The sequence below is a fragment of the Lysinibacillus sphaericus genome (assembly GCF_000600105.1).
Lineage (GTDB): Bacteria > Bacillota > Bacilli > Bacillales_A > Planococcaceae > Lysinibacillus > Lysinibacillus sphaericus.
Window position 1 is genome coordinate 372,417 of the sequence record NZ_CP006837.1, and the last position, 26,418, is coordinate 398,834.

At 37.3% G+C, this 26,418-nt stretch carries 24 protein-coding genes and 1 riboswitch; of the genes, 15 read left to right on the forward strand and 9 right to left on the reverse strand.

Annotation, left to right across the window (positions count from 1 at the left end; all coding sequences use genetic code 11):
• Nucleotides 1-78: 78 nt before the first annotated feature.
• Both T479_RS01805 and T479_RS01810 read left to right on the forward strand, forming a co-directional pair.
• On the forward strand, nucleotides 79-1,191 hold the full coding sequence (locus T479_RS01805) for a mandelate racemase/muconate lactonizing enzyme family protein (protein WP_025218495.1): 1,113 nt from the start codon (nucleotides 79-81) through the stop codon (nucleotides 1,189-1,191).
• Between the two features lie 12 nt (nucleotides 1,192-1,203).
• Nucleotides 1,204-1,884 (forward strand): hypothetical protein, encoded by a 681-nt coding sequence (locus T479_RS01810; RefSeq protein WP_025218496.1) that lies wholly within the window; start codon nucleotides 1,204-1,206, stop codon nucleotides 1,882-1,884.
• 53 nt (nucleotides 1,885-1,937) lie between these two features.
• Here the strand turns inward: T479_RS01810 and T479_RS01815 are convergent, their stop codons facing one another.
• Nucleotides 1,938-2,648 carry a Fe-S oxidoreductase gene (locus T479_RS01815; RefSeq protein WP_024362730.1) on the reverse strand — a complete coding sequence of 237 codons (711 nt, stop codon included), beginning with the start codon at nucleotides 2,646-2,648 and terminating at the stop codon, nucleotides 1,938-1,940.
• Nucleotides 2,649-2,765: 117 nt separating this feature from the next.
• On the opposite strand from T479_RS01815, the gene T479_RS01820 reads away from it, so the two are divergent.
• The gene (locus tag T479_RS01820; RefSeq protein WP_025218497.1) at nucleotides 2,766-3,197 is read left to right on the forward strand and encodes a DUF4395 domain-containing protein; all 432 of its coding nucleotides are present in this window, start codon (nucleotides 2,766-2,768) and stop codon (nucleotides 3,195-3,197) included.
• A 264-nt stretch (nucleotides 3,198-3,461) separates the two neighbouring features.
• On the opposite strand, the gene T479_RS01825 is transcribed toward T479_RS01820, so the two are convergent.
• From T479_RS01825 to T479_RS01835, 3 genes are all read right to left on the reverse strand, one after another.
• Nucleotides 3,462-4,436, reverse strand: coding sequence for a DMT family transporter (locus tag T479_RS01825; RefSeq protein WP_025218498.1), 975 nt, complete (start codon nucleotides 4,434-4,436; stop codon nucleotides 3,462-3,464).
• A 242-nt stretch (nucleotides 4,437-4,678) separates the two neighbouring features.
• Complete coding sequence (pepT, locus tag T479_RS01830; protein WP_025218499.1) at nucleotides 4,679-5,908, reverse strand: peptidase T; 1,230 nt, start codon at nucleotides 5,906-5,908, stop codon at nucleotides 4,679-4,681.
• Between the two features lie 71 nt (nucleotides 5,909-5,979).
• Nucleotides 5,980-6,630 (reverse strand): lysoplasmalogenase, encoded by a 651-nt coding sequence (locus T479_RS01835; RefSeq protein ID WP_025218500.1) that lies wholly within the window; start codon nucleotides 6,628-6,630, stop codon nucleotides 5,980-5,982.
• Between the two features lie 190 nt (nucleotides 6,631-6,820).
• On the opposite strand from T479_RS01835, the gene T479_RS01840 reads away from it, so the two are divergent.
• The gene (locus tag T479_RS01840) at nucleotides 6,821-8,500 is read left to right on the forward strand and encodes a hypothetical protein (RefSeq protein WP_024362735.1); all 1,680 of its coding nucleotides are present in this window, start codon (nucleotides 6,821-6,823) and stop codon (nucleotides 8,498-8,500) included.
• Nucleotides 8,501-8,547: 47 nt separating this feature from the next.
• Here T479_RS01840 and T479_RS01845 read toward each other — a convergent pair whose 3' ends face one another.
• Nucleotides 8,548-8,973 (reverse strand): hypothetical protein, encoded by a 426-nt coding sequence (locus T479_RS01845; protein WP_025218501.1) that lies wholly within the window; start codon nucleotides 8,971-8,973, stop codon nucleotides 8,548-8,550.
• A 201-nt stretch (nucleotides 8,974-9,174) separates the two neighbouring features.
• Nucleotides 9,175-9,906: a class II chromate reductase ChrR gene (gene chrR, locus T479_RS01850; RefSeq protein WP_024362737.1), complete on the reverse strand. Its 732-nt coding sequence runs from the start codon at nucleotides 9,904-9,906 to the stop codon at nucleotides 9,175-9,177.
• 307 nt (nucleotides 9,907-10,213) lie between these two features.
• Between chrR and T479_RS01855 the strand changes: the two genes are divergently transcribed.
• Nucleotides 10,214-11,734, forward strand: a complete 1,521-nt coding sequence (locus tag T479_RS01855) for a succinyl-CoA:acetate CoA-transferase ScpC (protein WP_025218502.1) — start codon at nucleotides 10,214-10,216, stop codon at nucleotides 11,732-11,734.
• Between the two features lie 60 nt (nucleotides 11,735-11,794).
• On the opposite strand, the gene T479_RS01860 is transcribed toward T479_RS01855, so the two are convergent.
• Nucleotides 11,795-12,424, reverse strand: coding sequence for a glycerol-3-phosphate acyltransferase (locus T479_RS01860; protein ID WP_025218503.1), 630 nt, complete (start codon nucleotides 12,422-12,424; stop codon nucleotides 11,795-11,797).
• Nucleotides 12,425-12,579: 155 nt separating this feature from the next.
• Nucleotides 12,580-12,693, forward strand: a riboswitch (SAM riboswitch).
• Nucleotides 12,694-12,807: 114 nt separating this feature from the next.
• On the opposite strand from T479_RS01860, the gene T479_RS01865 reads away from it, so the two are divergent.
• The 3 genes from T479_RS01865 to T479_RS01875 all read left to right on the forward strand — a co-directional run bounded on the left by T479_RS01865 (nucleotide 12,808) and on the right by T479_RS01875 (nucleotide 16,291).
• Nucleotides 12,808-14,109 (forward strand): O-acetylhomoserine aminocarboxypropyltransferase/cysteine synthase family protein, encoded by a 1,302-nt coding sequence (locus T479_RS01865; RefSeq protein ID WP_024362740.1) that lies wholly within the window; start codon nucleotides 12,808-12,810, stop codon nucleotides 14,107-14,109.
• A 398-nt stretch (nucleotides 14,110-14,507) separates the two neighbouring features.
• Complete coding sequence (locus tag T479_RS01870) at nucleotides 14,508-14,894, forward strand: hypothetical protein (protein WP_024362741.1); 387 nt, start codon at nucleotides 14,508-14,510, stop codon at nucleotides 14,892-14,894.
• 410 nt (nucleotides 14,895-15,304) lie between these two features.
• Nucleotides 15,305-16,291 carry a homoserine dehydrogenase family protein gene (locus T479_RS01875; RefSeq protein ID WP_024362742.1) on the forward strand — a complete coding sequence of 329 codons (987 nt, stop codon included), beginning with the start codon at nucleotides 15,305-15,307 and terminating at the stop codon, nucleotides 16,289-16,291.
• A gap of 61 nt (nucleotides 16,292-16,352) precedes the next feature.
• On the opposite strand, the gene T479_RS01880 is transcribed toward T479_RS01875, so the two are convergent.
• Complete coding sequence (locus T479_RS01880) at nucleotides 16,353-16,583, reverse strand: MerR family transcriptional regulator (protein ID WP_024362743.1); 231 nt, start codon at nucleotides 16,581-16,583, stop codon at nucleotides 16,353-16,355.
• Between the two features lie 154 nt (nucleotides 16,584-16,737).
• On the opposite strand from T479_RS01880, the gene T479_RS01885 reads away from it, so the two are divergent.
• The 4 genes from T479_RS01885 (at nucleotide 16,738) to T479_RS01895 (ending at nucleotide 20,727) form a co-directional block, all read left to right on the forward strand.
• Entirely contained in the window at nucleotides 16,738-17,598 is an 861-nt protein-coding gene (locus T479_RS01885; RefSeq protein ID WP_025218504.1) for a DMT family transporter, read from the forward strand.
• Nucleotides 17,599-17,699: 101 nt separating this feature from the next.
• Nucleotides 17,700-18,392 (forward strand): response regulator transcription factor, encoded by a 693-nt coding sequence (locus T479_RS01890; RefSeq protein ID WP_024362745.1) that lies wholly within the window; start codon nucleotides 17,700-17,702, stop codon nucleotides 18,390-18,392.
• Nucleotides 18,370-18,525, forward strand: coding sequence for a hypothetical protein (locus T479_RS23880; protein WP_162832719.1), 156 nt, complete (start codon nucleotides 18,370-18,372; stop codon nucleotides 18,523-18,525). Before T479_RS01890 ends, T479_RS23880 begins: the two co-directional genes overlap by 23 nt.
• Nucleotides 18,526-18,540: 15 nt before the next feature.
• Nucleotides 18,541-20,727 carry a sensor histidine kinase gene (locus T479_RS01895; RefSeq protein WP_025218505.1) on the forward strand — a complete coding sequence of 729 codons (2,187 nt, stop codon included), beginning with the start codon at nucleotides 18,541-18,543 and terminating at the stop codon, nucleotides 20,725-20,727.
• A 218-nt stretch (nucleotides 20,728-20,945) separates the two neighbouring features.
• Here the strand turns inward: T479_RS01895 and T479_RS01900 are convergent, their stop codons facing one another.
• Entirely contained in the window at nucleotides 20,946-22,094 is a 1,149-nt protein-coding gene (locus tag T479_RS01900; protein ID WP_024362747.1) for an acyl-CoA dehydrogenase family protein, read from the reverse strand.
• 158 nt (nucleotides 22,095-22,252) lie between these two features.
• Here T479_RS01900 and T479_RS01905 point away from each other — a divergent pair, with 158 nt between their 5' ends.
• The 3 genes from T479_RS01905 to T479_RS01915 all read left to right on the forward strand — a co-directional run bounded on the left by T479_RS01905 (nucleotide 22,253) and on the right by T479_RS01915 (nucleotide 26,010).
• Nucleotides 22,253-23,332, forward strand: coding sequence for a metallophosphoesterase (locus tag T479_RS01905; protein ID WP_025218506.1), 1,080 nt, complete (start codon nucleotides 22,253-22,255; stop codon nucleotides 23,330-23,332).
• A 230-nt stretch (nucleotides 23,333-23,562) separates the two neighbouring features.
• A complete protein-coding gene (locus tag T479_RS01910) occupies nucleotides 23,563-24,396 on the forward strand; it encodes an undecaprenyl-diphosphate phosphatase (RefSeq protein WP_024362749.1) in 834 nt (277 codons plus the stop codon).
• A gap of 321 nt (nucleotides 24,397-24,717) precedes the next feature.
• Nucleotides 24,718-26,010, forward strand: a complete 1,293-nt coding sequence (locus T479_RS01915) for a globin-coupled sensor protein (protein ID WP_025218507.1) — start codon at nucleotides 24,718-24,720, stop codon at nucleotides 26,008-26,010.
• The last annotated feature ends 408 nt before the right edge of the window (nucleotides 26,011-26,418 follow it).

Consider the following 26,418-nt stretch of genomic DNA (forward strand, 5'->3'; position numbering starts at 1 on the left):
ATCGTTCCTTTTCTATATTTTTTAAGCAATTAACGACGTATTAACGACAACTATAAAATTACAGGAGTATGATATAAAATGAAAATCCAACAAGTAGAAATTTTTGCAATCCAATTACCACTTATCGATCCTTTTATTATTAGTTATGCTACTTATGATACAATGCCTTCTATCATTTTGAAAATAACAACAGATACAGGCATTGTTGGTTATGGTGAAGCGGTACCTGATGAGCATGTAACAGGCGAATCATGGGAAAGTACGTATGCAGTGTTAAAACACCAACTTGTCCCTGCGATTATTGGAGAAAATCCAATGGCTTTTGAAAAACTCCACGATAAAATGAATCACATTGTAAAGGATGTACCTGCTGCTAAAGCGGCAATTGATATTGCATGTTTTGATATTGCTGGTAAAGCGCTTCAAGTACCAGTATATCAGTTACTTGGCGGTCGCTATCATGAGAAATTCCCGATTACCCACGTGTTAAGTATTGGCACTCCTGAAGAAATGGCAAATGAAGCAGCTAGACGCGTAGAAATGGGCTATCAATCATTTAAAATGAAGGTAGGAACGGAAGTTAGACGTGACGTTGCTCGTATTAAAGCGGTACGTGAGCGTGTAGGCGAGGAGATTGCCATTCGAGTAGATGTCAACCAAGGATGGGGTAACGCCTCTACAACTTTACAAGGTTTACGTTTACTAAAAGATTTAAATATTGATTGGTTAGAACAGCCTGTTGATAGTGAAGATATTGACGGCATGGTAGAAATTAAATCTAAATCTGATGTCACGTTAATGATTGATGAGGGACTTCGAGGCGTACGTGAGATGCGTGAAATCATTTTAAAGCGTGCAGCAGATAAAGTAAATATTAAACTAATGAAATGCGGTGGAATTTATCCTGCTATGAAATTAGCTGTCATGGCGGAAATGGCAGGTATCGAATGTCAAATTGGTTCAATGGTTGAGTCATCTGTAGGTTCAGCGGCTGGTTTCCATGTAGCATTCTCGAAAAAAATTATGACTAGTGTAGAATTAACAGGTCCACTTAAATTCTCGAAGGATATTGGTAATTTACACTATGATGTACCGTTCATTTGTCTAACAGAAAAACCAGGCTTAGGTGTCGATGTAGATGAAGCAGTACTTAAGGAACTATGTGAATTTTCAACAGTAGTCACAGCTTAAGGAGGCGTTAACATGGATAGAATTTATGAAGGAATGCTAGGAGAAACGCCTTTTTATGTTACGAAATTACAACTTCAGCATTTACCTGCGATTGAGAAGTTACAGCAAGAAGTTTACGAGACTTTGCCAGACCAAAGCATTTTACAGCCTTTAACGACGGAAGAATTCGAGTACATTTTGCAAGGAAATGGTTTGATGATTGGGGCATATGTAGAGCATGAGTTAATCGGCTTTCGAGCATTATTAAATCCACCTATTGATAACGATCACCTTGGCTATGATTGCGGAATTCCAGAGGATCAGTTCCATCGTGTTTTATATCAAGAGATATCCAATGTTTCCCCACATTATCGCGGCTACGGATTACAAAAAACATTAGCAACGATTGTGATGAACGCTATTGATTTGGATTGCTACGATTATGTTTGCTCTACGGTTAAACCGTATAATATACCGAGCTTAAAAGATAAATTTTCACAAGGTCTTGTCATAAAGGGCTTGAAGATTAAGTATGTTGATAAATTGCGATATATTTTCTATAAAGATTTACAACAGGAGCAACCAGCTTATACTGAAAAACAAGCTGTTTTGATGGGAGATACTGCCCTGCAGCAGCAACTGTTAAAAGCGGGATATACGGGAACTGCCATGTATGAAGAACAAAATGACTGGTTCGTACTTTATGAAAAATAGCTTGGAATAAAAGGAGGCCTTCCTTTCACAAAGTGTGAGAGGGAAGGCTTTTTTTATTTCTTGAGTGGGCAAAATCCACAAGCAAGTAAGCCAGGGATATCTTTTGAAAAACAGCAAGATTTACGGACAGGAACGTTAACTAAATTTGTAGGGCTTTGACCACCAGTATAGTCAGCCCACCAAGATTTTTGTGAAAAACGGGCCCAAGTTTTAGGGTTCTCTAAAGCCTCAATGTCTTCCATTGCCTGGTCTGCTAAGCCAGGGTTAGACAACAGTTGATGATAATGCCAAAGTAGATAACCAAAGAAATTTTCCCAAATGGTTAAAGGAGAGATGGATGTTACTTTGCGCAATTGCTGAACGATGACATGCCCATCATATAAAATTTTTTCAATCACAGATTGTCTTTCATCTTCATCCACGTAACGCCAATCATTAGGGTTCACAAACATGGCAACTGTAAAGCTATTGAATTCCTTGGCCGCATCAAAACGAATGTCAATTGGCTTTCCATCCCATACTTCATCATAGGCAGCAAGCATATATAGCTGCATTGCAAAAAACATACCATAGCGACGTGCAAAATGGGAAATAGCTGCGGTTTCCGTTGCCGCATCCGTAATACCCATCATAAGGTTTAAAAAATCGGGATGGTAAAAGTCTTTATGTATATCAGCTAATGTAAATAATGTTCGTTTTGGTTCTGTTGTATAAATACTGTAGGAATTCAGTTGTCTTACTTGATCCATCGTTAAAGCTGGCACTGTCATCACCTTTTCTTTTCAATCATTAACATCCATTATAAATTAATCATTTTTACTTCACAAATGGAATGCGATATAGTAAAATACATTAAACATATCTGAAAGGTAGGTTTTTAAATGTCATTGCCATATGCAATTCCAAGACCACTTGTACGACTCAATCAATGGACCATTTTGTTAAGTGTCATAGTGACATGGATAACAGGGCTTGCTTGGATATTAGTCATTCCTTTAGTCGCTAATTTACTTGGTGTTTTATGTAATTTTAATCCCATTATCCGATTGGGAAAACTGTTTTTGAAAAAAGCACCAGCTTCCTATATACCTGAAGACGCCCAACAACAAAAATTTAACTCTAGTATTGCTAGCATATGTTTAGCTGGAGGATTCGTTGGGTTTTTCTTTAACTGGCATGTAGTAGGGTATGTATTGACAACAATGGTAGCCATCGCTTCATCTGTTGCTATTGCTGGTTTTTGTATCGGTTGCTTTTTGCATTTTCAGCTAAAACAGTGGCAATACAGAAGGTCACTTAAGAAGGCATTGTAATTATTTGAAAAATTTTTAAGTTAATTTAAAGATAATAGTTGACAATTTAATTGATAATGATTATCATTATCATTATAAAGATTATTCCTCCTCTACAAAACGAGTGTAGAGAGGATGAACTTTAGCTACTTTTCTCCAGAAGTTTGCTAGTTCATAAAGCGCTCCTAAAACCCCCCTCATTTTTTGGGAACGTAAAATCTCTAGACGGCTTATTCCTATGATGAATGAGCCGTCCTTTTTATTTTTTAGCAGCACCCTCATATGTTATGAAGACTGTTCAGATGGGGAGGTGTGTTGAGCCACATTCTTTTTTTCAAGTACCATTGTATAGTAGCTATGTAACAACATACCGACAATAATAATACCAAGTCCAGCAAGGGCAATTGGATCAGGAAAGGCAATGTTAAGTAGTAGCACCTCACCAATAATGACAAATAGTATTTCGGTTGATTGGGTTGCTTCCACAGCGGCTAGTTTGCCTTGATGTTCGCGCACACGGTCTGTTGCGATAAAAAATAGAATGGTTGCAATGACACCAGAGCTAATCCCGACTAGTAATGATTGTAGAACTTGGTTTAGTGAAGGTAGACCAACCGTTAAAACAGCATATAGCCCCATGATAATCCATGCAGGCATGGAAGCGATAGTCATACCAAGCACACGCTGAAATGTATCAATACGTCCTCCGCATATTTCCATCATTTTTCGATTACCGAGTGGATAAGCAAAAGCAGCAATCACTACAGGTAAAATCCCTAGCAGTAGATTTTTAGTTGGGGCAGACTGTGCCTGTGGTACTTGAATAAGCAATATTCCAACTAGAATCACACATGAAATAAGTAAGGAAATTAACGGGATTTTCTGACGTACTGTTTTTCCAGCGATTACTGATACAAAAAGTGGAGCTAAAAGGACACCAGCAACGATTGTAAATTGCCATGTACCCGAAACGAGCCAACCTGGGCCGAATGCTGCAGCAAATGTAAGTGGTGCATAAAATAGTACAAATCCAACGAAGCTCCATAAAAGCCAAGCCCTTGGTTTGTTTTTCATTTCATTGGTAAGTGGTGAAAAGCCTTTACGATAAAAGACAATAGCTAGTAAAAACGGCAACATGAAAAAATAACGAAGTGATGCACTCCAGAGCCAGCTACCACCTTGCATTTCCATCGCGTGATTTAAAATAAATGTCACCGCAAAAAAAAGTGAGGCTAAGATGCCTAATGCAATTTCTTTCATAATTCATCACCCTTAACTTTTATGTAGTTTGAAAATTCAGTCATTAATTTCGGCAGAAAAAGTAATATCTGAAGGTTAAGTAAAAATCCGCGTTGCCTCCTAAGAAAGTAAATGCACGACATTGCGTAAGCAGTGCTTATCGTGCCTTGCTCTTTGGGAGCCAAGCGGATTTTAGTATCTGAAAGACTTTGTACAAAGTCTTTCTTTTTTAATATTTCTTATTGCTCGAAGTAAAGTTAAACTTACTTGCCTTGTTGTTCAAATAGTTGCACGATTTCAAGAATAACTTGTGTTGCTTTTTCCATTGTTTCACCAGAGACATATTCGAATTTACCGTGCATGTTTTCTCCACCTGCAAAAATATTTGGTGTAGGTAAACCCATGTAGGAAAGTTGAGAACCATCAGTACCACCGCGAATCGGTAATGTATTCGGAGTAATATCTAATTTTTCCATTGCTTGACGGGCGATGTCAACAATTTCTTTTACAGGCTCGATTTTTTCCCCCATATTATAGTATTGATCTTCGATAGAAATTGTCAGTGCATCTTTGCCAAATTGTGCTTGTATTTTGGCAGCAGCATCTCGCATTAATTGCTTTTTCTCTTCGAATTTTTGACGATCATGGTCACGTACAATATAAGAAAGCTCTGTATGTTCAATAGCTCCTTTGAAGTCCATTAAATGGATGAAGCCTTCATAACCTTCTGTTTTTTCAGGTACTGCATCTGTAGGCATTTCATTTTGGAAGGCAATTGCCATCGTGATAGAGTTGACCATTTTATTTTTCGCTGAACCTGGGTGTACACTCGTCCCTTTTGTTGTTACTTTAACGCCAGCAGCATTAAAGCTTTCAAATTGTAGCTCACCAAGTGGTCCGCCATCCATTGTGTAGGCATAGTCAGCGCCGAATGCAGCAACATCAAATTTATGTGGGCCCCGGCCAATTTCTTCATCAGGTGTGAAAGCTACGCGAATTTTACCATGCTTAATAGCAGGGTTATTTATTAAGTATTCCATAGCAGTCATTATTTCAGCGATGCCAGCTTTATCGTCCGCACCTAGTAATGTTGTACCATCTGTTGTAATTAGCGTTTGGCCTACATAATTTTTTAGTTCAGGAAATTCAGTTGGAGACATGATTAAATTTTCGTTTAATTGAATGTCACCGCCATCGTAGTGATCGATGCGTTGAGGATTCACATTTGTACCAGTGAAGTCTGTAGCTGTATCCACATGCGCTAAAAAGCCAATTGTGGGAACTATTTTATCTGTATTTGCTTCAAGTGTTGCAAATAAATAGCCATTGTCATCTAGTGTAATGTCTGTTAAGCCGATTGCAGCCAATTCATCCTTCAATACATGCAATAAATTAAATTGCTTTTGAGTGGAAGGAGTAGTTTCACTTGTGAAGTCGGATTGTGTATCGATTTTTGCGTAGCGAATTAATCGCTCGATTACTTGTTCTTTCATAGGTATATGCAGCCTCCTTTGTAGGTGTCTGGCACTCAAACAATTCTGAATTGTTTGAGTGCCAGGCACTTTCATTGTACCACTTTACTTCGGATTTCGGAATATTGAAGGATGCTCAATGCAATAAGTATTTGCGCACTATAATAGGTCATCATAATAACCTCATGCGCAAAAGGTAATGGCATGATAAACTTATTAATCGCTAAATAGGAATCGGATGCGATAAATAATAAAGCGCCAATAATAGCAAAGGGAGAACCTGTACGAATAGCCGTCCAGCCCATCGTTAAAATGATAGAAATATAAGCAAGAACTGCAAAAGTAAGTACGGTTTCTCCGGATTTAAATACGGTACTGGCAATCCAGATAGCCATTGCGGCACCATATAGAAGTAATCCGATTTTTGCCCAAGTTGGTACTGGCTGTTCACTAGTACCTGAAAAGGCGAAGATATAAAAAACATGACCGATTAAGAAACTTGTAAGACCAATAAGAAACCATTGTAATGTGTAGTCTCCTATCATACAAAAAACTAGACCTATAATAATGAATAGTTGATATTTTTTAATTGATTGTACTTTTTGGGTTATCGCCATAAAGATTATCAAAATCATCGGTATGACCTTGAATATCAGTTTTACACTTTGGTCAATATGCGAGAAGAAAAAAATATAATAAAGACCAAGCACAATGATACACGTTAACAACCATTTTTTCGCCAAATTTTTCAGCCCCTTTTCTTTGAAATTCTCTATCGATGCTTAAAATCCTTTATTCGTCATTAAGCTGTATTATTCAGAATTGTTTTACCAAAGAGTAGAAGGGAAGAAGTGTCCGTATAATTTATGTTTGAAACTTTTTTAGTATGTAACCGTAAATAAGAAGACAGTAAGTGAGGAGAGGGTGAACGAAATGACTAAGCTATTGATAGCTTCTGCAGTCATTGCAATTATTGCGAGTGTATTATTAACACCGTTAATAACGAAAAAGCGTGAAGATGGACAATCGAAAAAAGTAATTGGCTACTTTTTTATCGGAGTCTTTGTGATAGGATTTATTGCATCAGGTATTACGCTATATGTTACAAAAATTGATGTTAACTGGCTTGTCTTTTGGCCAGTGATTATACTACTCACTTTGAGTGGTGCATTTCTTGCAAGTGGTATTGAAAGAAAAGTTAAAGGTGGTTTATTTTTAGCAAGCTTATTCGTCGGCGTATATGTATTGTCCGCACCGCTATGGAATGCTAACGATAAATTCAAATCCGCGGAAATGAAAGAAGAGGTTGAAATCAAGCCGTTTGATGAAACACAAACGCCAGCGAGTGTTCCACCAAAATTCGTCCGCAATAAAATGAAAAAAGCTTTCGGCCAAGTACCGAATACAAGCTATTATGAACTAGGACGCTTACAAATCCAAAAGGTAAATGGTGAATATGTTTATATTGCACCTGTTGAATTTTCAGGTTTCTTTAAATGGATGAACGGCAAAACGACACCTGGTTATTTTACAATGAGTGCGACAGACTCAGCGGATAACCCAAAATTTATCGCACAGGAAATGAAATATGTTCCTTCTGCCTATTTAAATGCTAATTTGGAGCGTCATATGCGCTTGCAACATCCTTTCCTTATTTTTTATGGGGATGTTCAGCTGGAAATCGATGATGACGGTAAACCGTACTATATCCGTTCCTACGGGGAGTTTATATCTGCTCGAAATGGCTTTGATGTACAAGGGATTGTCCTTGTAGATGCATTAACAGGTAAATCTGAAATTGTGAAATTAGCAGATGTTCCAGCATTTATTGATGGAGCTGTTTCACCTGAGACAGTAAGTTTACAAAATAGCTATTACGGAAAATATGTTCATGGTTACTGGAATAGTATGTTTGGCAAAAAAGATGTCAAATTACCTTCTGATGAAGGGACTGAATCGAATGTAAGTCCGATATTTAATGAGGAAGGCGAAATGTACTATTTCACAGACTTCACGAGTCCAAAAGAGGGCGTGGATTCAATGCTGGGCTATTCATTAACGAATGCACGAACTGGTGAAGCGACATATTATACAGGAAATCAAGATGCTTCATATATGGATTCACAAGGAAATCTACAAATTATTGAAAAGAAATTTATTGAGAAGAAGTGGGCAGGAGAAATGCCTGTATTGTATAACTTTTACGGGGAAGCAAGTTGGTTAACAGCAGTGCTCGATGCGAATGGCTTCTTACAAAATTATTTTATCGTTTCCGCAGCAAATCCTGAAATCTCAGCCTATGCAACAACACCAAAAGAGGCGTTGAAATTATATAAAACAGCGCTTAGTCGTGGAGGAAGTACGGTTGAAGGTAGTTCGAATGCAGAAGAGAAAAATGCAAGTGGAACAGTACTACGCGTTTATAAGGAACGCCTAGGCGACTTTACCATTGTATCGTTTTTACTGAATAATGGTGAAAACTATTCAGTAAGTGCAGAGACGGAGCCTCTTGCGATTTATTTACAAGAAGGTGACGAAGTAGTTATTACGTATGGTGAAACAGGAGAACAGTTTTTACCAGTACGCTCGCTAATTATTAAAGGGTTACAATAAACAAAAGACGATCAGCACAATGAATTTTGTTGGCTTGATCGTCTTTTTTATGTAGTTTGCGTTTCAATGTAACGGTGCATTTTTTCTTTATGATTTGTAAAAAGTGTAGAGGCATGATCATTTAATGCCAGTATCTCTTGAATATAACCATGTAACAAATTCGTTTCATATTCGAAAGAGAACGATGTTTCACTTTCTATAATATGCTCCAATAAAAGTGCGTGTAGCACAACCACTTCTAGGTTCTGCGTATTCGTGACAAATTTTAAATTTAAAATGGTTGTATAGGAAACGAATTGATCGACGTAGGCAATAGCTTCTTTGTATTGTTTGATATCAATATGTTGTTCTAGCCTCTTTCTTAAAAGTACACAGTCGTTATTTAAGTCTTGTATTTTTAAAAATAAACTTCTTACGCTTCTCTTATGTTGTTGTTCTAGGGTACGAGCAAGATGCTTATTAACATAAGACATTTTTGCATAACTCCTTTCGAGATAGGGTCCTTCTATTAATATTAATGAAAAGGTAGGAAAAGGAAAGAGTCTTTTCGTTTAATTTGTACCTGAATTTAACAGACCATTCAAGACAAAAATACTACATAAGCTATAAAAAAGGGTTCAAAATATAAAAAAAGTGGAGTTATTATCATACGATAGTAACTCCAAAAGAAAAAGTTATTTCCAATTAAAACCTTTCTGTGCTAAGAAGCGATTGATGAAAGGACGACGTTGTTCAATTAAAAAATCAGCCATTTGCTTTGTCCAGTTATCAATTTTACGATTGGAGGAGCGGCTATTGTAATAAGCTTCCATTGTTTCATTGTAAGCTGGTAAAAGTTCCTCGTATTTATCACAATTGTACTCATTTTCATGTAGGACAGCAGCTACTGGTAAGCGAGGTTTGACTTCATTGCGTCGTGCAGGAACGCCAATTGTTAAACCAAACAATGGGAATACATAATCTGGTAGATTCAATAATTCGCTAATTTCCTCAGGCTTATTACGTACACCCCCAATATAGCAAATGCCATAGCCCATTGATTCAGCAGCAATCACAAAGTTTTGTGCGAATAACGAAACATCTGCTACACCAACGAGGACATTTTCAGCCGAGTCTGCCACAATATCAACACCTTCTAATTTCCCAGCCATTTGCAGACGTTTAAAGTCTACACAAAAGACAAAAGCACCACCCGAAGTTTCGTATTGACGTGGATTGCCAGAGAGCAAACCGAGCTGTTCCTTTTTCGCTTCGTCTGTTACCCAAATTACGCTATAGGCTTGTACAAAGTGAGAGGTTGCCGCCATCTGTGCTGTGGCAATTAAATCTTCAATAATTTCTTTAGAAATAGGATTTCCATCGTAAATACGAACTGAAGAGTGGTTACGCAATAATTCTTTCACCATTTAAAAATTCTCCTTTTCCCCTTAAATATACCAAGAGCATATCACGCTTTTTCGCTAAAATCGAATAAACTTCAATAAAAAACTTAAAATCATTTATAAAAAACTATTTTTAAATAATTTGAGCTAGGACAAAAATACCTCGTAAAGTAAAATATATTGTTAGATATAGCTTAAATGTTCTCTTTGGTGTAAAATTATGTATGGCGACAGATTATTTATCTACTGTATTTTGACATTTGTGGGTGTACGGATGTATAGGACAAATAATCTAGTTGAAGCAATTAAATGTGGGATGGAGGAATAAGGAATGGATGAAAAGTTAGCAAAAAAGCTTCGTAATGAACAGTTACGAAACAAAGTTGTAACAGCAGAAGAAGCAGCATCTTGGATTAAGGACGGCATGGTACTTGGTATGAGCGGATTTACACGTGCAGGCGATGTGAAAGTGGTACCGCTTGCACTTGTGGAGAAAGCGAAAACAGAAAGCTTCAAAGTAGATGTATATACAGGTGCATCACTTGGACCAGAAGTCGACCAATACTTAGCCGAAGCGGGTGTAATTCGCAAACGTGGTCCTTTCCAAGGAGACCCAGGTATCCGAAATATGATCAATAGTGGAGAAGTCACTTATGTTGATGCCCATTTATCACATAATGCGGAACTAGTACGCCAAGGTATTATTGGTCCGATTGACTTTGCTATTATTGAAGCTGCTGCAATTACAGAAGATGGCTTATTAATTCCTACAACTTCAGTTGGTAACTCTCCGATTTTCGTACAAGAAGCAGATCAAGTAATCATCGAGCTAAACGTAGCCCAGCTTGATGCATTAGAGGGTGTGCATGATATTTTTGTACCAGGACCACAAGGTAAACGTGATCCAATTCCAATGCTAAATGCGTCAGATCGTCTTGGCACAATTGGCATTCCACTAGACTTAGACAAAGTAAAAGGTATTGTTATTTCAGATATTTTAGATGCGCCATCAACAATTGTTCCAGCTGATGAAGAAACAGATATTATGGCAAATCATTTGCTGAACTTCCTGCGCGAAGAGATTAAAGTAGGTCGTTTAACAACAAGTTTACGCCCGTTACAATCAGGTGTAGGCTCAGTAGCAAATGCTGTATTACTAGGTTTCAAAGATTCCGAGTTTGAGAATTTAGAAGTTTATTCAGAAGTACTGCAAGATGCTGTTTTTGAATTAATGGATGCTGGAAAAGTAAGCTTTGCATCTGCTACTTCTATTACCCTATCGGAAGAGGTAGGAAACCATGTTTATGGAAATTTTGAAAAATATGCTGATAAATTAGTATTACGTCCACAGGAAATTTCTAATCATCCGGAAATTATCCGTCGACTCGGTTTAATTTCTGTAAATACAGCGCTTGAGCTAGATATTTATGGTAATGTAAATTCAACTCATGTTTCTGGCACACGAATGATGAATGGGATTGGTGGTTCTGGTGATTTTGCTCGTAATGCACGGTTAGGTATTTTTGTGACGAAATCGTATGCAAAAGGCGGTAAAATTTCTAGTATCGTACCAATGGTTTCGCATGTAGACCATACAGAACATGATGTAGATATTATTGTCACAGAACAAGGTGTTGCAGACTTGCGTGGTTTAGCACCGAAAGAGCGTGTAGGTCGTATTATTGAAAACTGTGCGCATCCAGATTATAAGGAACAATTATGGGCGTACTTTAACGAAGCGAACGAGGCAACAGGTGGCCACCATACACCACATATTTTAGAAAAAGCGCTTTCTTGGCATGTCAATTTAGCTAAGAACGGTACAATGCAAGATCCATCATTTGCAAAATAATGATATAAAAAAGCCTTGAGAGTTTGTTTGTTGTCTCTCAAGGCTTTAATTTGTTTAAGTTTATTTTTTAAAGGCAGATGTTACTTTAGGCTCTGTCCCTTGGATAAGCCGTTTAATATTTTCAATATGCAACATAAGCGCGATACCAAAAAGAACAATTGAAATCATTGTTGGTCCAATACCAGGTATCCATAAGTAAGTTGCTGTACAAAAAACAATATAAAATACAAGCACACCAATGATTAAATAATTTGTTGTTAAAGATAAAATGACAAATAACATAAGTGCAAATAATGCAATTTTCCAATCAATAGCGAGCAATATGCCTATGATTGATGCAGTTCCTTTGCCGCCTTTGAAACCCATATGGAACGGGAAGTTATGACCTAGTATTACACTAGCAGCTATTGCATAGGTTAATAACCACATTTGTACTTCAGTAAACTGTGAAGCATTGGAGGAAAAGTAGTAAAGTGCGCATAGCACAGCAGCAACTCCTTTACCTATATCAATAAGTGCTACTAATATGCCGTATTTCCATCCAAGAGAAAGCGTTGCGTTTGAGGCACCCGCATTGCCATGGCCAGTCTTTTTTAAATCTACTCCAGATAGAAACTGTGCCACTTTAGAGCCATGAATACAGCCAATTAGATAACCAATAATAATAAAAATAATCATGGCTTTTACCATAAAAATACTCCTTTCAAACTATATTTTTATATAGTGTATGTGTTCTTATTACGTAAAGGAGCAGACAGAAGTTTCAGAAAAAAATAAATTTTACTGTTGACAGAAAAAAAGTCTATGTTTATACTGTGTAACAACGATGGAAATTGAATCACATACTCTTATCAAGAGCGGCGGAGGGATAGGCCCTATGATGCCCGGCAACCAGTGAGTGACGAACTTGCTAAGGTGCTAATTCCTACAGATTCTTACTTGGATCTGGCAGATAAGGGGAGGAAAACTTGCAACCGCAACCCTCTTCTTAACTGAAGGGGGTTTTTGTTTTCTCACATAAATCCTCCTCATCTCCGGTACCATCGTAAAAACCCATTTAGGAGGAAGAAAACATGTCGAATTTTAAACCAGAAACTTTACTATTACACGGTGGCCAAGAGCCAGACCCAGTGACAGGCTCTCGAACTGTACCGGTGTACCGTTCTACAGCTTTCGTATTTAAAGACACTGCTCATGCGCAACGTCTTTTCGCATTAGAAGAAGCGGGCAATATTTATACACGTATTACAAACCCAACTGTAGATGTTTTTGAAAAACGCGTCGCTTTATTGGAGGGCGGTACAGCAGCAGTAGCACTTTCATCAGGTGCAGCAGCTATCGCATTTTCAATTTTAAATCTTGCAGGAGCAGGGGATGAAATCGTAGCAGCAAGTTCTTTATACGGAGGAACATATAACTTATTAGCAAATACACTACCAAACTACGGTATTAAAACAATTTTCGTAGATGAAACAAATCCTGAAAATTTCCGATCTGCCATTAATGAAAAGACAAAAGCAGTGTTCGCTGAAATTTACGGAAACCCAAGCTTAAAAGTGCTAGATGTAGAGGCAGTAGCTACAATTGCACATGACAACGGTTTACCTTTAATTATTGATAGCACTTTTGCTTCACCATATGGCTCAACACCAATCGACTTCGGTGCAGATATCGTCGTTCACTCAGCGACAAAATGGATTGGCGGTCACGGTACAACTTTAGGTGGTGTAGTTGTGGATGCGGGGAAATTTGATTGGACTCAAGGTAGATTCCCAGGATTTACAGAACCTGATGCATCTTATCATGGATTACGATACGGTATTGATACGGCAGCGGCTGCATTTGCCACAAAACTGCGCGTGCAATTACTACGTGATTTTGGACCAACATTAAGTGCAGATGCTGCATTTAACTTATTACAAGGTTTAGAAACGCTTCATTTGCGTATTCCTAAACATAATGAAAATGCATTAGCAGTTGCAGAATATTTACGTAACCACCCATCTGTGGAGTATGTAAACTATAATGGATTAGAAGATTTTGCTACACATGATTTAGCGAAGAAATATTTGAAAAATGGCTTCGGTTCAGTGCTTACATTTGGCATTAAAGGTGGACGAGAAGCGGGCCGTCAATTAATAGACAGCGTAAAATTATTTTCACACGTAGCAAATGTAGGCGATGCAAAATCACTAATTATTCACCCAGCGTCTACAACTCATCAACAGTTATCTGCTGAGGAATTAATCCAAACTGGCGTTTCCGAGTCGCTCATTCGCTTATCAATCGGTTTAGAGGCAGTTGAGGATATTATTGCAGATTTAGAACAAGCTATTGCGCAAGTAACAACTACTGAACAAAAAGTAGAAGCATAACCTATTTAGATAAACAAAGATGTATGTTGTAGCGTTTACGTATTTTCTCATTCGAAAAGCCTCATTTGGTAATGCGTATAACGTTGCTACATTAATCCTTACCTCATTTGGTGAGTTTTCAGAAATTTTTTATAAATAATACCTAGTAATTTTATAAGTATTGTTGACTTGGTTAATACCATGCTGTATACTAGGGATTAAGTAAAACGTTCGAAAGGCTACCAACCTTGAACAAAGTGTTGATGTTACTAAACTTTCACCGCCATTCATTAGGCGAAAACAACTAACTTGTTTTCATAAGTGCTCCCCCACTTTTGAATATATACATGAAAGGGGGTAGCTACATAGCCAGTAGCTACTCTCGCTTTCCATAACTGATCGAAAAAGGAGTGTTATCAATGGCAAATATTTATCGTGCACAAAATGTAACTGCTTATCTTATATATGAATTAAATGAAAGCCATCATTTTGTAAATAATATGGCCATTCAATACTTACTTTCGACAGTTGAATCAAAATGGCAACAAACCTTTGGACATAGTGCTTTTGAAGAAATCGTATATGCTAAAGAAGAAGGCTATACTGTAAAAGAAGTTTTTGAAGAGTATAAAGTTCATGGTACAGACCATATCGCGCTACCTGCGACAGAGTATTACTTACAATATGGGTCATTTCAACTAATTGAGCGCACATATGCCATACCGAACTTTACACAGGAAGAAATCAAACTAGTACAATCAGCTTTAGCACAATATCGTTATCGATTATTTTTACTAGCAAGTTAACTTTCCCTTATATTTTTTAGCTCATTCTCTACTGCTATAGGGAATGAGCTTTTTGTTGTGCTAAGTTATTTGTTGAATTTGTTTCGACTTTTCAAGACAGCCATTCTATAGGTAGTATCTTCGTACATATATAATAGAAGAAAGGCATTTTTTTTATAAAAGAATCGTCAATATTTGTTCAAAAATTATAGATTTATAAAAAAAACGTATAATAAAGGCAATGAAACCGATTTCTTTTGCACGCCTAGAGAAAACAAATGTCCATCCTAGAAAGATTTTTCTTGTGCAATGGATTTATTTGCGTTACAATTTTCTTTAGGTTAAATTTTGAATTATTTGAATATGTGCTTGTAGGCACAAACTTTATATAGAGAGAAAACTGGAGAAATGTACGTTGGAGGGAATCAAGTATGGCAACTATAAAGGCAGCGATCTTAGGATTTGGAACTGTAGGTCAAGGGATTTATCATATTTTAAATGAAAAGCGTGAAGAGCTAAAACATAAATTAGGCATTGAGTTAGAAGTAGCAAAAATATTAGTAACGGATGCTAGTCGTGAACGTGTTCCGGGCACAGCTCACTTAATGACAACGAGTATGGATGAAGTGTTGGCAGAGCCTGGCATGCAAGTTGTATTCGAAGCGATTGTCAATGAAGAGCCGGCATTTGGCTATTTAAAGCGTGCGGTTGAACATAAATGTCATGTGATTACAGCGAACAAAGTGATGTTTGCCAAACGTGGCTTAGAGTTACAGGAGCTTGCAAAGGCAAATGGTGTTTTCGTTGGCTTTGAAGCAACTACAGCAGGTGGTGTGCCTGTTATCAAAACGATGAAAAATATTTTGCTTGTAAATGATGTGAGTCGAATTCAAGGTATTTTGAATGGCACTTCAAACTATATTTTAACAAAAATGCGTGCGCAAGGCTGGTCCTTCGAGAAAGCCTTAAAAGAAGCACAAAACTTAGGGTATGCAGAAGCAGATCCTTATAATGATGTGTCTGGTCAAGATGCTTTTAAAAAGCTAATGATTTTAAGTGCTTTAGCATTTGGTGAACAACCAGATTGGGCTGATGTTGAAGTAATTGGTATTGACTGTATCTCTGCTGAACAGGTGAAAGATGCTTGTGAAAAAGGCTTACGTTATCGCCATGTAGCCGAAGTGGAGAAATTAGCGAACGGTAAAGTGGTGGCAAAAGTCGGGCCACAACTAGTAGATAAAGAGCATCCACTTTATCCAGTAGATGATGTTAATAATGCGGTTGCGCTAGAAACAAACTATATTGGTACATTAACATTGGTAGGACCAGGTGCAGGCATGTATCCAACAGCAAGCGTGATGGTGGAAGACTACGCTGAAATTATCGGAAAACGCGCTGGGTTCGTTGTAAGTATTTAAGTATGTGGTGCCAGTCACTCAAACAATTTTGAATTGTTTGAGTGACTGGCACTTTTAGTCTTTAGTCTTCATCTTTAACGTCGATATCTTCAGGAATGGGTGTGTTACGCCAAATTTCTATTTCTTCTTTTATCCGTTCTAGTTGTTCAAAATAGGTGCTAAATTGTGCACTGTTAATTAGTAATTGATGACCATCATATATGGAACGGATGCGTCCTTCATAAACAAGTCGTAGTACTTGCTCCTCTGGCATGCCAAGATCAATGGCTGTTTCTTCAATGGTTTTATACATAAGCGGTCGCTCCTTTTGATGTACTTATTATACCTTCTCTCGAATGGAAAGCATAATGATGGATTAATGTAAGGAAAGGAAATTGGGAATTGTTTGATTTTGGATAAATCTGTATAGTTAGTAGTAATCGTGTTATAGGCAGGAGGGATAAGCAATGGTCTATCCATATTTTTTTGTTCTTCTAGCAGCTATTTTATGGGGAATGACAGGGACAGCACAAACTTTTTTAGATAAAGGTGTATCTCCCATCGCTGTAGCGACGATTCGTTCAGCAATTGGAGGGGGTTTATTATTAGTCGTAGTCGTGTTATTACGTAAAATCTCTTTTCGGACATGGTCCTGGAAATGGACAATATTAGCGGCCGCAAGTATTGCCTTATTCCAAGGTCTTTTTTTTACTTCCATCCGTTTAACAGGTGTAGCGATTGGAACCGTTGTGACAATTGGGAGTGCTCCTATGTTTTCAGGCGTACTAGAGTGGTTATTTTGGAAAACACGCCCCTCTAAAATATGGGGTATTGCTACAATCATGACGATTACAGGTTGTATTTTATTATTCATCAATAGTGGAGATCGTGCTATTCATTTAGGCGGGGTTGGGCTAGCCGTTTGTGCAGGATTATCTTTTGCCGTGTACACAAATATGAGTAAACAATTAATGGCGCAGCAGGAAGCATTGCCTGCAGTGGCGATGACATTTTCGATTTGTGCAGTATTGTTATTACCGTTTTCCATCAGTAGTGGCTTTAGCTGGCTTGCAGAGATGCAAAATTTATGGACAATGATTTTTATGGGCGTTATGTGTACAAGCATAGCGTATTTATTATTTTTAAGTGGGCTCCAGAAAATTAGCTCGTCCTCTGCTGTAACGTTGTCACTTGCAGAGCCATTGACCGCCGCAATGCTCGGGGTATTGCTAGTTGGAGAACATCTAAGTTCAACATCTTGGGTAGGTGTAGCCATGTTGCTTGGAGGAATTGTGGTTCTAACATTGACTGGAAGAAAAAATAAATAAGGATGAACAATAGGTAAAAGCTTAAGAAATTCTTCATTTTTATCCTAGTTGGTTTTTAAGATTTAAACTGTACACTATTAATTGAGAGCGAGGTGTATATCATGACGAAGTTAACAGTTCTTGTAACAGATGATGATCAAGATATTCGTGATGGTATTGAAATTTACTTAAAAAATGAAGGCTATCATGTTATTAAGGCAGCAGATGGTGTGGAAGCGATTGAAAAGCTGGAAAACAATGAAGTCCATTTGATTATTTTAGATATTATGATGCCCAATATGGATGGTATCACTGCAACGTTTAAAATACGAGCAGAACGCAATATTCCAATTATTATGCTTAGTGCGAAAGCTGAAGATGGAGACAAGATTCATGGGTTATCTGTTGGGGCAGATGACTACGTAACAAAGCCATTTCATCCACTAGAGCTGTTGGCGCGTGTTAAATCACAATTGCGTCGTTATGTACAACTTGGGACGTATCATGACGGGGTTGCGAAGGTGGAAATTGATGGTTTAGTGCTAGATGAAGATGCCAAGGAAGTAGTGTTAGAAGGCGAACCAGTTCGCTTAACACCCATTGAATACAAAATTACAGAATTATTAATGAAAAATGCAGGGCGTGTGTTTTCGATTCGAGAAATTTATGAACGTGTCTGGAATGAGGAAGCTTATAATGCAGAAAATATTGTAGCAGTCCACATTCGAAAAATACGGGAAAAAATTGAAGCGGATCCGAAAAATCCACGTTACTTAAAGGTGGTGTGGGGCGTTGGCTATAAAATGGAAAAATAAAATAGAAAAGTATGCCACGATAGCAGGGTTTGTGGCAGGTGTAATCGGTCTAATTTATTTCGGTATTTATGCCTATCAAATGGTCAATGCTCGCTCCTCCGAAATGCTACAGTTTTTTGAAAAAATTTTTTAGAGGAGCGTTAAAAACATGATGAAAAATTGGAAACCTCTTCTTACACTTATTTGTTTAACGTGGTTTATATTTGGTGTGTTTACATTTTCAAAAATTGGTTATCAGTATGTAGGGAAATCTTATTTTCAATCTGAAAACTTTCAACATGAACTGGACAATTTCCTAGCAGAAATAGGACCGCTGGCGTTAAATATACCAACCGCAGAGGAATTGAAGAGCAAGATTACAGTTTCGCAAAATGAAATTGAGGAACATCGAAATTATTATGGCTCACTCGGCACGCAAATCGACAATATAAAAAGTCAATATGAGTCTCGTATTCAAGAAGCAGCTGATAATAATGCCAATGATTTAAAGACAAAGCTTGAAAATGAGCGAGATGCCAAAATAAAAGATATTACGAAAAACTTTGAAGATGATGAATATGTTCGTAAGAAAATTGTGGCGCAAAAGGGCGCGCTTATTGATAAATATATAAAATCTGTAAAAGATGAAGCAAAAGATTTCGCAAAAAATTATAATTATTTTTCTTATGAATTAACAAATGAAAATGGTGAAACCTATCGTTCAGGAAATATTACTGACAGTAATGTATACAAAAAAATGTATATACAACATCCATTAAGAACAGGAAGTATTAGTAACAATTCAAGTAATTTACTATACGGTTCGGATGTATACATCGAATCCGACGTATTAAATGAAATGACTGATTACACTGGGACGATTACGATTTCTAAAAAAGCAGCCCAATCCGCAGCAATTATGGGAGGCTATGACCAATTTAAACGCAATCAATATATGTTCTTTATGATTTGGATATCAAGTCTTATCGCGGCATTCTTTGCTTGGAAAGGGCGGAAAGAATTGCTGCCAACGATTGGGGCACTAAAAGAAAAAGAATCTCTAGCGAAGTTTCGCATTGATATCCAAATTGTCATATTGTTTATTACAGGATGTATCTATTGGTTTTCTTCATATGCTGCATTTGAAGCAATTGAATATATGTATCAATACAATTATGTACGTTTTTTAATTGACTTTGCTTTTAAAGCATTGATTTTGATCATTATTGGTGTTGCGTTTTTCGTGCAAGTTATTTGGTTATATGGTCGCGTTAATACTGTTGAAAAGCTAAGTGAACATGCACAAGACAGTTATTTATGGGGAATTGGAGAATCCATGACTGATTTATTTTTAAATCGATCAATCGCACTAAACTCGATTGTCATGGTCGCAGCTGCCTTTTTTGGTGGTGGTAGTTTTGTTGCGAGTGTTACTATGGGCGGAGGATTTCCGGTTATGGTATTCGGCATCTGTGGGATTGTTGGTATCCCAGCAATGGTTGTCTTCCTATCTAAAATGGGCTATTTAAATCGCATTATGAAAGATACAAAGGATATGGCAGAAGGGCGCCTTAATCGAGATGTAAAAGTGAAGGGGAAATCCCCATTAGCAGCTCATGCCGAAAATCTTAATCACTTACGTGAAGGTGTTCGTAAATCAATGCATGAGCAGGCAAAGAGTGAACGCTTAAAAACAGAGCTTATTACAAACGTTAGCCATGATTTACGTACGCCTTTAACTTCAATCATTACGTATACGGATTTATTGAAAAATCCAGATATTACGGAAGAGGAGCGTAAGCAGTATATTCATATTCTCGATAAAAAATCAGACCGTTTAAAAGTGCTAATCGAGGATTTGTTTGAAGTATCCAAAATGGCGAGTGGCAATATTGAGCTCCATCGAAGTCGTGTGGATGTCACACAGCTTGTACAGCAAGCAGTTGGAGAGCATGAGGAGGATTTATCACAGGCACGCTTAGACTTGCGTATGACAATGCCGAATGAGCCGATTTACGCTTATGTGGACGGGCAAAAATGGTGGAGATTGATTGATAATTTAATCGTCAATGTATTGAAATATGCACTAGAAGGTACACGTGTCTATGTTACGTTAAAAAGAGTGGCAAATGGTGATGCTGAATTCACGGTGAAAAATGTTGCGAAATATGAAATAAGCGAAAATGCTGATGAATTGTTTGAACGCTTTAAGCGAGCCGATGCATCGCGTCATACAGAAGGCTCAGGCTTAGGTTTAGCCATTGCGCAATCTATTGTTGATTTACACGGAGCGCGTATGAGTATAGAAGTAGATGGAGATTTATTTAAAGTAATTGTACGTATACCGGCAGTGTAACAGACAAGAGGCAGGTACAAAGAGATAGGTGTTGGATTGATTGCAATCAATCTAACACTTTTTCTATGCCGTTGTTGTCCGCTACAGCGGGCGCTTTCCGCTCAGCACAGTAAGCCGCAACCCTCGCTGACGCGCGGGCTGTTGCGTCTTACGTACTGTGCGTTCCCGCAGGAGTCGCCGCCTCCGCTACCAACAACTAGTGTTCACTAACAATGCTTTTATAAGCCTATATTTTTGGCAATTATCATTTTCATTACTTCATTTGTGCCTGCGTAGATTGACATTACGGGTATATCACGATAACGTCTTGCAATTTTATATTCTTCCATATAGCCATAGCCACCGTGTAACTGCATACATTGGGCTGCTATGTCGCGTGCATTTTCGGTAATCCAGTATTTCGCCATAGAGACCTTTGTCACAACATCTTGACCCGCAATATGCTCTTCAATTAATGATTCTAAAAAAGTTTTGCCAAGTTCTATTTTAGTGGCCATTTCAGCAATTTTAAATTGCGTATTTTGGAAGTCACTAATGGATTTTCCAAAAGCTTGACGTGATTTCACATAATCAACCGTCAAAGCAAGCATATCTTCTGCTGCTGATTGGGCAGCAATTGCAACAGCTAGACGCTCTTGTTGGAGCTTTTCCATCATATAGGTGAAGCCTTTTCCTTCCTCCCCGAGTAAATTTTCTACTGGGACACGGCAATCTTCAAAAAATAGTTCAGCTGTATCTTGTGCATGCATTCCTACTTTTTCAAGTTTGCGTCCCTTTGTAAAGCCTGGTGTTCCTTCCTCAATCACGATAAGGCTAATACCTCGATGCTTTTTCTCTGCATGAGGATTTGTTTTTACGGCAACCACCACTAAATTTGCATGAATACCATTTGTGATAAAAGTCTTTTGACCATTGACAATAAAATGATCGCCATCGCGAATAGCCGTTGTTTGGATATTGGCTAAATCGGAGCCTGTTCCTGGTTCAGTCATAGCAATCGCAGTAATCGTCTCGCCTGTTACACATTTTGGAAGCCAACGCGATTTTTGCGCAGCGCTTCCATATGCCTCGATATACGGCACAACGATATCATTATGCAAACCGACACCAATCAGGCTTGAACCTACGCGTTCTAACTCCTCTTGAATAATAACACCAAAGCTGAAATCTAACCCGAGGCCTCCGTACGCTTCTTCAACTTGAGGACATAAATAACCTAATTGTCCGAGCTTGTGCCAAAACTCTAGTGGAATAAGGTGATCTTTTTCCCATTGATCATAGTGTACCTCTGCTTCTTCAGCTAAAAACTTACGTAATGTTTTACGGAATAACTCATGCTCAGTTGATTCAAATTTGTACTTCCCCATTGAGACAACACCCCTTTATTCGCTCGTTTATGCAAAAATTTTCTAGTACATCTATAATGTTACTGAAATACAGTGCAAAATAAAAGTGCTTTTAAAAATACGATTCTTATATGGAATGCTATAATCACAATGAATATATGAAAGAAGAGGACTACTATATGGCAAAAATTGTTGTAGGATTTGTTGTTATAAGTATATATAGCGCTTTAACTTTCTATTTGGGCTGGGGCATCAAGCATTGGCTTGACGCAATGAATTGGTTTCACTATCCCATTTTTTATTGGCTCATACTGTATATTGTTTCTTTTAGCATTATTATCGGTAGGCTACATGAGTCTTTACGCATATTTTCAGTTATCGGTAACTATTGGATGTTTATATTTGAATATGGCTTGTTATTATGTTTAACTGTACAGCTTGTAATGTGGCTAACGCCATTTCATAATATTCGCATAATTGGTAGTTTAGCAGTTGCTATGTTCTTTATATTATGGGTTTTCGGTTCTTATTTTGCATACTCTCCAGTTGTCCGGCATTTAAATATTGTAATGCCTCAAAAGGATAGTGAGCTATCCTCGATGCGTGTTGTCGTTGCATCGGATTTTCATTTAGGCGTGCTATCAAACAAAAAGCATTTACAACGTTTTGTTAAGTTATCAAATGAAGCGGAGCCAGATGTGGTTTTTTTAGCAGGAGATATTGTGGATGATGATCCAAAATGGTTTGTTCAAGAGGGAATGGCTGAAGTAATGAAACAGCTAACAGCGACTTATGGTGTGTACGGAGTACTTGGTAATCACGAATATTACGGAAAGAAAATTCCCAAATTTGTAGAAGAAATGAAAAAAGCTGGTGTTAAAATTTTGCGAGATGAAACAATTCGAGTGAACAATGCGTTTATAATAACAGGCCAAGAAGATAAAACGAATAAAGAAAGGAAACATCTTGAAGCTTTGAAATTGAGCGACCAGTTGCCTTGGTTTGTTATGAATCATACACCAGATGATTTGACAACACCTGCACGTACAGGGGTAGACCTTCATATGTCTGGACATACGCATAAAGGGCAGCTATGGCCGAATCAGTATATTACGGCACGTGTATTTGAACTAGATTATGGTTATAAGCTGAAGGGACAAATGCATACACTTGTTTCATCGGGCTTTGGATTTTGGGGACCACCAATGCGCATCGGCAGTCGCTCTGAGCTATGGGTAGTTGATATTACTTTTCAGTAAAAGAGGTAGTATAAGAAAAAGGAGTAGCTTATAATAAGTTGGTGTGCGCAAAAATCGCTTAAAGCTAAGTCTTTCAAATATCGTGGGCACAAAAGAATGTAGTCTAGGTGATTGTCAATGGAACGTACACAGAGCCTTTTTATCATTTGTGGCATTTCTTTATGTTGCGGAAGCTCTGATTCCCCCGCGTAGAACAAAAGTAGAATAACGTTAAAAGGTAAGGTGACAATGTGGAGATAATAGAATTATTAAAGGCACTTATTTTAGGCTTTGTCGAAGGAATGACAGAGTTTGCACCAGTATCATCTACAGGTCATATGATTATTGTCGATGATATGTGGTTGAAGACAGAAGAGTTTTTAGGAAAATATCCAGCTAATACGTTTAAAATTGTTGTTCAGCTAGGGTCAATTTTAGCGGTTATCGTGGTCATGTGGAAGCGTATGCTAAGTCTAGTTGGTCTCTATAATATTGATGGACAGTCAAAATCGATGACGGGTCGTTTTAACTTAATGCACGTGATTGTTGGTATGTTACCAGCAGTAGTGCTAGGTTTTGCTTTTAAAGATTTTATTGATGACCATTTATTTAAAGTAGAGCATGTTATTTATGCATTAGTTGCAGGGTCAATTTTAATGATTGCGGCTGATAAATTGGCTCCAAGAAGACCAAAAGTTAATTCATTAGATGAGATTTCTTATGGCATGGCGTTTAAAGTTGGTTTAGTACAGTGCTTATCGTTATGGCCAGGATTCTCTCGTTCAGGTGCAACAATTTCAGGTGGGGTTCTTTTTGGGATTAGTCACCGTGTAGCTGCTGATTTTACATTTATTATGGCAGTTCCTATAATGGCAGGTGCCAGTCTTGTATCAGTATTGAAAAACTGGGATACGCTTTCAATGGATTATTTAGGGTTTTATGTAGTTGGTTTTATCAGTTCATTTGTATTCGCATTATTATCCATTAAGTTTTTCTTGGCACTTATTTCAAAAGTAAAACTAATGCCATTTGCAATCTATCGTTTAGTGTTAGCAGCAATTCTTAGTGTTATTATATTTATGTAATTAAAAAGTCACTCATTTGTCACAACAATGAGTGGCTTTTTTTTGATTTTACAACTTTTTGTTTAGAATAAGTACTACCTAAACATTATTATTGTCAAATTGATAATAATAAATATAAAATTTATTAGGTATAAGGATATATAAAAAGGGTGAAATTAGTGTAAAATCGTGGTATAGTAGATAAAATTTACCGAACTATTGTAACTATTATTATATACACTTTATAATCAATAATAGAAAAGATCATAATACTTATTTTAGCTAATAGGTTTTAACATTCAAAAAGAATAGACATAATATTTTAATTTATGGGGTGGAGAGATGTTTCAATTTAGAAATAGACCTAAGCAAAATACAATTGTTATGAATGATGTGTCAAATACAGGTGTAATTATTCAAGATCAGGAACGTTTGCTACAGTTACACCTTGTCAATCTCACAAAACAGGACTTGCAGTTAATAAAAAGTTTAAAGCCTTATATCGAACAAAATGTTGTGGATATTGTTGAAACATTTTATAAGGCTGTTGAGAGTGTACCGACTTTACGGGATGTTATTCAAAAGTACAGTTCGAGTGAACGCCTTCGCCAAACACTTCGCCACCATATAATTGAAATGTTTGAAGGAAGAATAGATAATGCCTTTATAGAAAAAAGGCGAAATGTAGGCAAGATGCATGTAAAGATTAACTTATATCCCAAATGGTATTTAGCTGCGTTTCAAAACTTAGAAAAATCTTTGCGCAAGACTGTTTATAATTTATATTTGTCTAAAGAAGAAGAAGAGAAGTATTGTGATGCAGTAAGTAAAATGTGTAATTTCGAACAACAGATTGTACTAGAAGAATATAATAACTACTCCAATTCTTTAATAGAAGAGCAACGAATGAGTGTACGGACACATGTAAAGGATATAGTGGGTGGGATTTCGACGCAATTAGAGGCACAGTCACATGAGACAAATGAGTCAGTAATGGAGCTTATTTCTAGCACAAAGCAAGTGAATGCATACTTAAAAGACAGTATCGATGAGGCTAAAATGATGCAAAAGGTTTCATCTGAAGGCTATTCGAAAATCGTATTGTTAAATGAGCAAACAGGCAAAATCAATGATAAAACGATTGAAATGGCAATGATGGTGGAGGAACTCAATCATTCCTCTTCAAAAATAAATAATGTTATTGAAATGGTCAAAAACATTTCTGGACAAACCAATTTACTAGCATTGAATTCAGCAATTGAAGCTGCAAGAGCTGGAGAACATGGTAAAGGTTTTGCAGTTGTCGCAGATGAGGTGCGTAAGCTGGCAGACCAAACGAAAGAATCTGTAGAGCAAATTGCGGTGTTAATCGGTATGTCCAATGGGATTACAAAACACGTTGTACAAGCCATTCAAGAAATTCAAGTGCTTGTTAATAATAGTATCGAGCAAAACTTGAATTCATTAAAAGCCTTTGACGCAATATCCGGCTCGGTGGAAGGCTCTATTGTCAACTTTCAAAATGTCGGAAGTCAAATAACGGAATTGGCGAATGTCATTGAATCCATTGGAGAATCTTCCGAGGAATTAGAACGAGTTGCGAGTCGTCTAGATACGACCATTAAAGATTTCTAACAGAACACGTAGCATTTTGCTGCACGTTTAAAGTAGCACAATCACCGCATTTTACTACAATTAACAATTGGATATAAAATTCATTTTCTATAAAAAAGCATAAACATGACTAAAGGTATTAAGTTCAACTACTTGATGCCTTTTAATATTATTTTGGCTAGGTACAACAAAAGGGATTTTTTTGCCTAGAACTGTCGGAATTTAGATGGGATATTTTTGAAGCGAACGGATAGAATGCCTGAACAGAAGGATAGATTTACTAAAAAGAAGGATGGAATGAATAAGTAATAAAACGCTTTTTAAAAAGGGATTTAGTGGGGAAAATCAATGTAAAAGCTTGCTTGTGACCTTCCCATATTAGTGTTACGCTATAGGCAAAATGGGGAAACGAATAAGGGGTGTTGGATG

What these genes read in the sequence shown, in the direction of transcription:
- T479_RS01805 (WP_025218495.1), top strand. Translation starts at nt 79, where the DNA reads ATGAAAATCCAACAAGTAGAAATTTTTGCAATCCAATTACCACTTATC.
- T479_RS01810 (WP_025218496.1), top strand. Translation starts at nt 1,204, where the DNA reads ATGGATAGAATTTATGAAGGAATGCTAGGAGAAACGCCTTTTTATGTT.
- T479_RS01820 (WP_025218497.1), top strand. Translation starts at nt 2,766, where the DNA reads ATGTCATTGCCATATGCAATTCCAAGACCACTTGTACGACTCAATCAA.
- T479_RS01825 (WP_025218498.1), bottom strand. Translation starts at nt 4,436, where the DNA reads ATGAAAGAAATTGCATTAGGCATCTTAGCCTCACTTTTTTTTGCGGTG.
- pepT (WP_025218499.1), bottom strand. Translation starts at nt 5,908, where the DNA reads ATGAAAGAACAAGTAATCGAGCGATTAATTCGCTACGCAAAAATCGAT.
- T479_RS01840 (WP_024362735.1), top strand. Translation starts at nt 6,821, where the DNA reads ATGACTAAGCTATTGATAGCTTCTGCAGTCATTGCAATTATTGCGAGT.
- T479_RS01845 (WP_025218501.1), bottom strand. Translation starts at nt 8,973, where the DNA reads ATGTCTTATGTTAATAAGCATCTTGCTCGTACCCTAGAACAACAACAT.
- chrR (WP_024362737.1), bottom strand. Translation starts at nt 9,906, where the DNA reads ATGGTGAAAGAATTATTGCGTAACCACTCTTCAGTTCGTATTTACGAT.
- T479_RS01855 (WP_025218502.1), top strand. Translation starts at nt 10,214, where the DNA reads ATGGATGAAAAGTTAGCAAAAAAGCTTCGTAATGAACAGTTACGAAAC.
- T479_RS01860 (WP_025218503.1), bottom strand. Translation starts at nt 12,424, where the DNA reads ATGGTAAAAGCCATGATTATTTTTATTATTATTGGTTATCTAATTGGC.
- T479_RS01865 (WP_024362740.1), top strand. Translation starts at nt 12,808, where the DNA reads ATGTCGAATTTTAAACCAGAAACTTTACTATTACACGGTGGCCAAGAG.
- T479_RS01870 (WP_024362741.1), top strand. Translation starts at nt 14,508, where the DNA reads ATGGCAAATATTTATCGTGCACAAAATGTAACTGCTTATCTTATATAT.
- T479_RS01875 (WP_024362742.1), top strand. Translation starts at nt 15,305, where the DNA reads ATGGCAACTATAAAGGCAGCGATCTTAGGATTTGGAACTGTAGGTCAA.
- T479_RS01880 (WP_024362743.1), bottom strand. Translation starts at nt 16,583, where the DNA reads ATGTATAAAACCATTGAAGAAACAGCCATTGATCTTGGCATGCCAGAG.
- T479_RS01885 (WP_025218504.1), top strand. Translation starts at nt 16,738, where the DNA reads ATGGTCTATCCATATTTTTTTGTTCTTCTAGCAGCTATTTTATGGGGA.
- T479_RS01890 (WP_024362745.1), top strand. Translation starts at nt 17,700, where the DNA reads ATGACGAAGTTAACAGTTCTTGTAACAGATGATGATCAAGATATTCGT.
- T479_RS01895 (WP_025218505.1), top strand. Translation starts at nt 18,541, where the DNA reads ATGATGAAAAATTGGAAACCTCTTCTTACACTTATTTGTTTAACGTGG.
- T479_RS01900 (WP_024362747.1), bottom strand. Translation starts at nt 22,094, where the DNA reads ATGGGGAAGTACAAATTTGAATCAACTGAGCATGAGTTATTCCGTAAA.
- T479_RS01905 (WP_025218506.1), top strand. Translation starts at nt 22,253, where the DNA reads ATGGCAAAAATTGTTGTAGGATTTGTTGTTATAAGTATATATAGCGCT.
- T479_RS01915 (WP_025218507.1), top strand. Translation starts at nt 24,718, where the DNA reads ATGTTTCAATTTAGAAATAGACCTAAGCAAAATACAATTGTTATGAAT.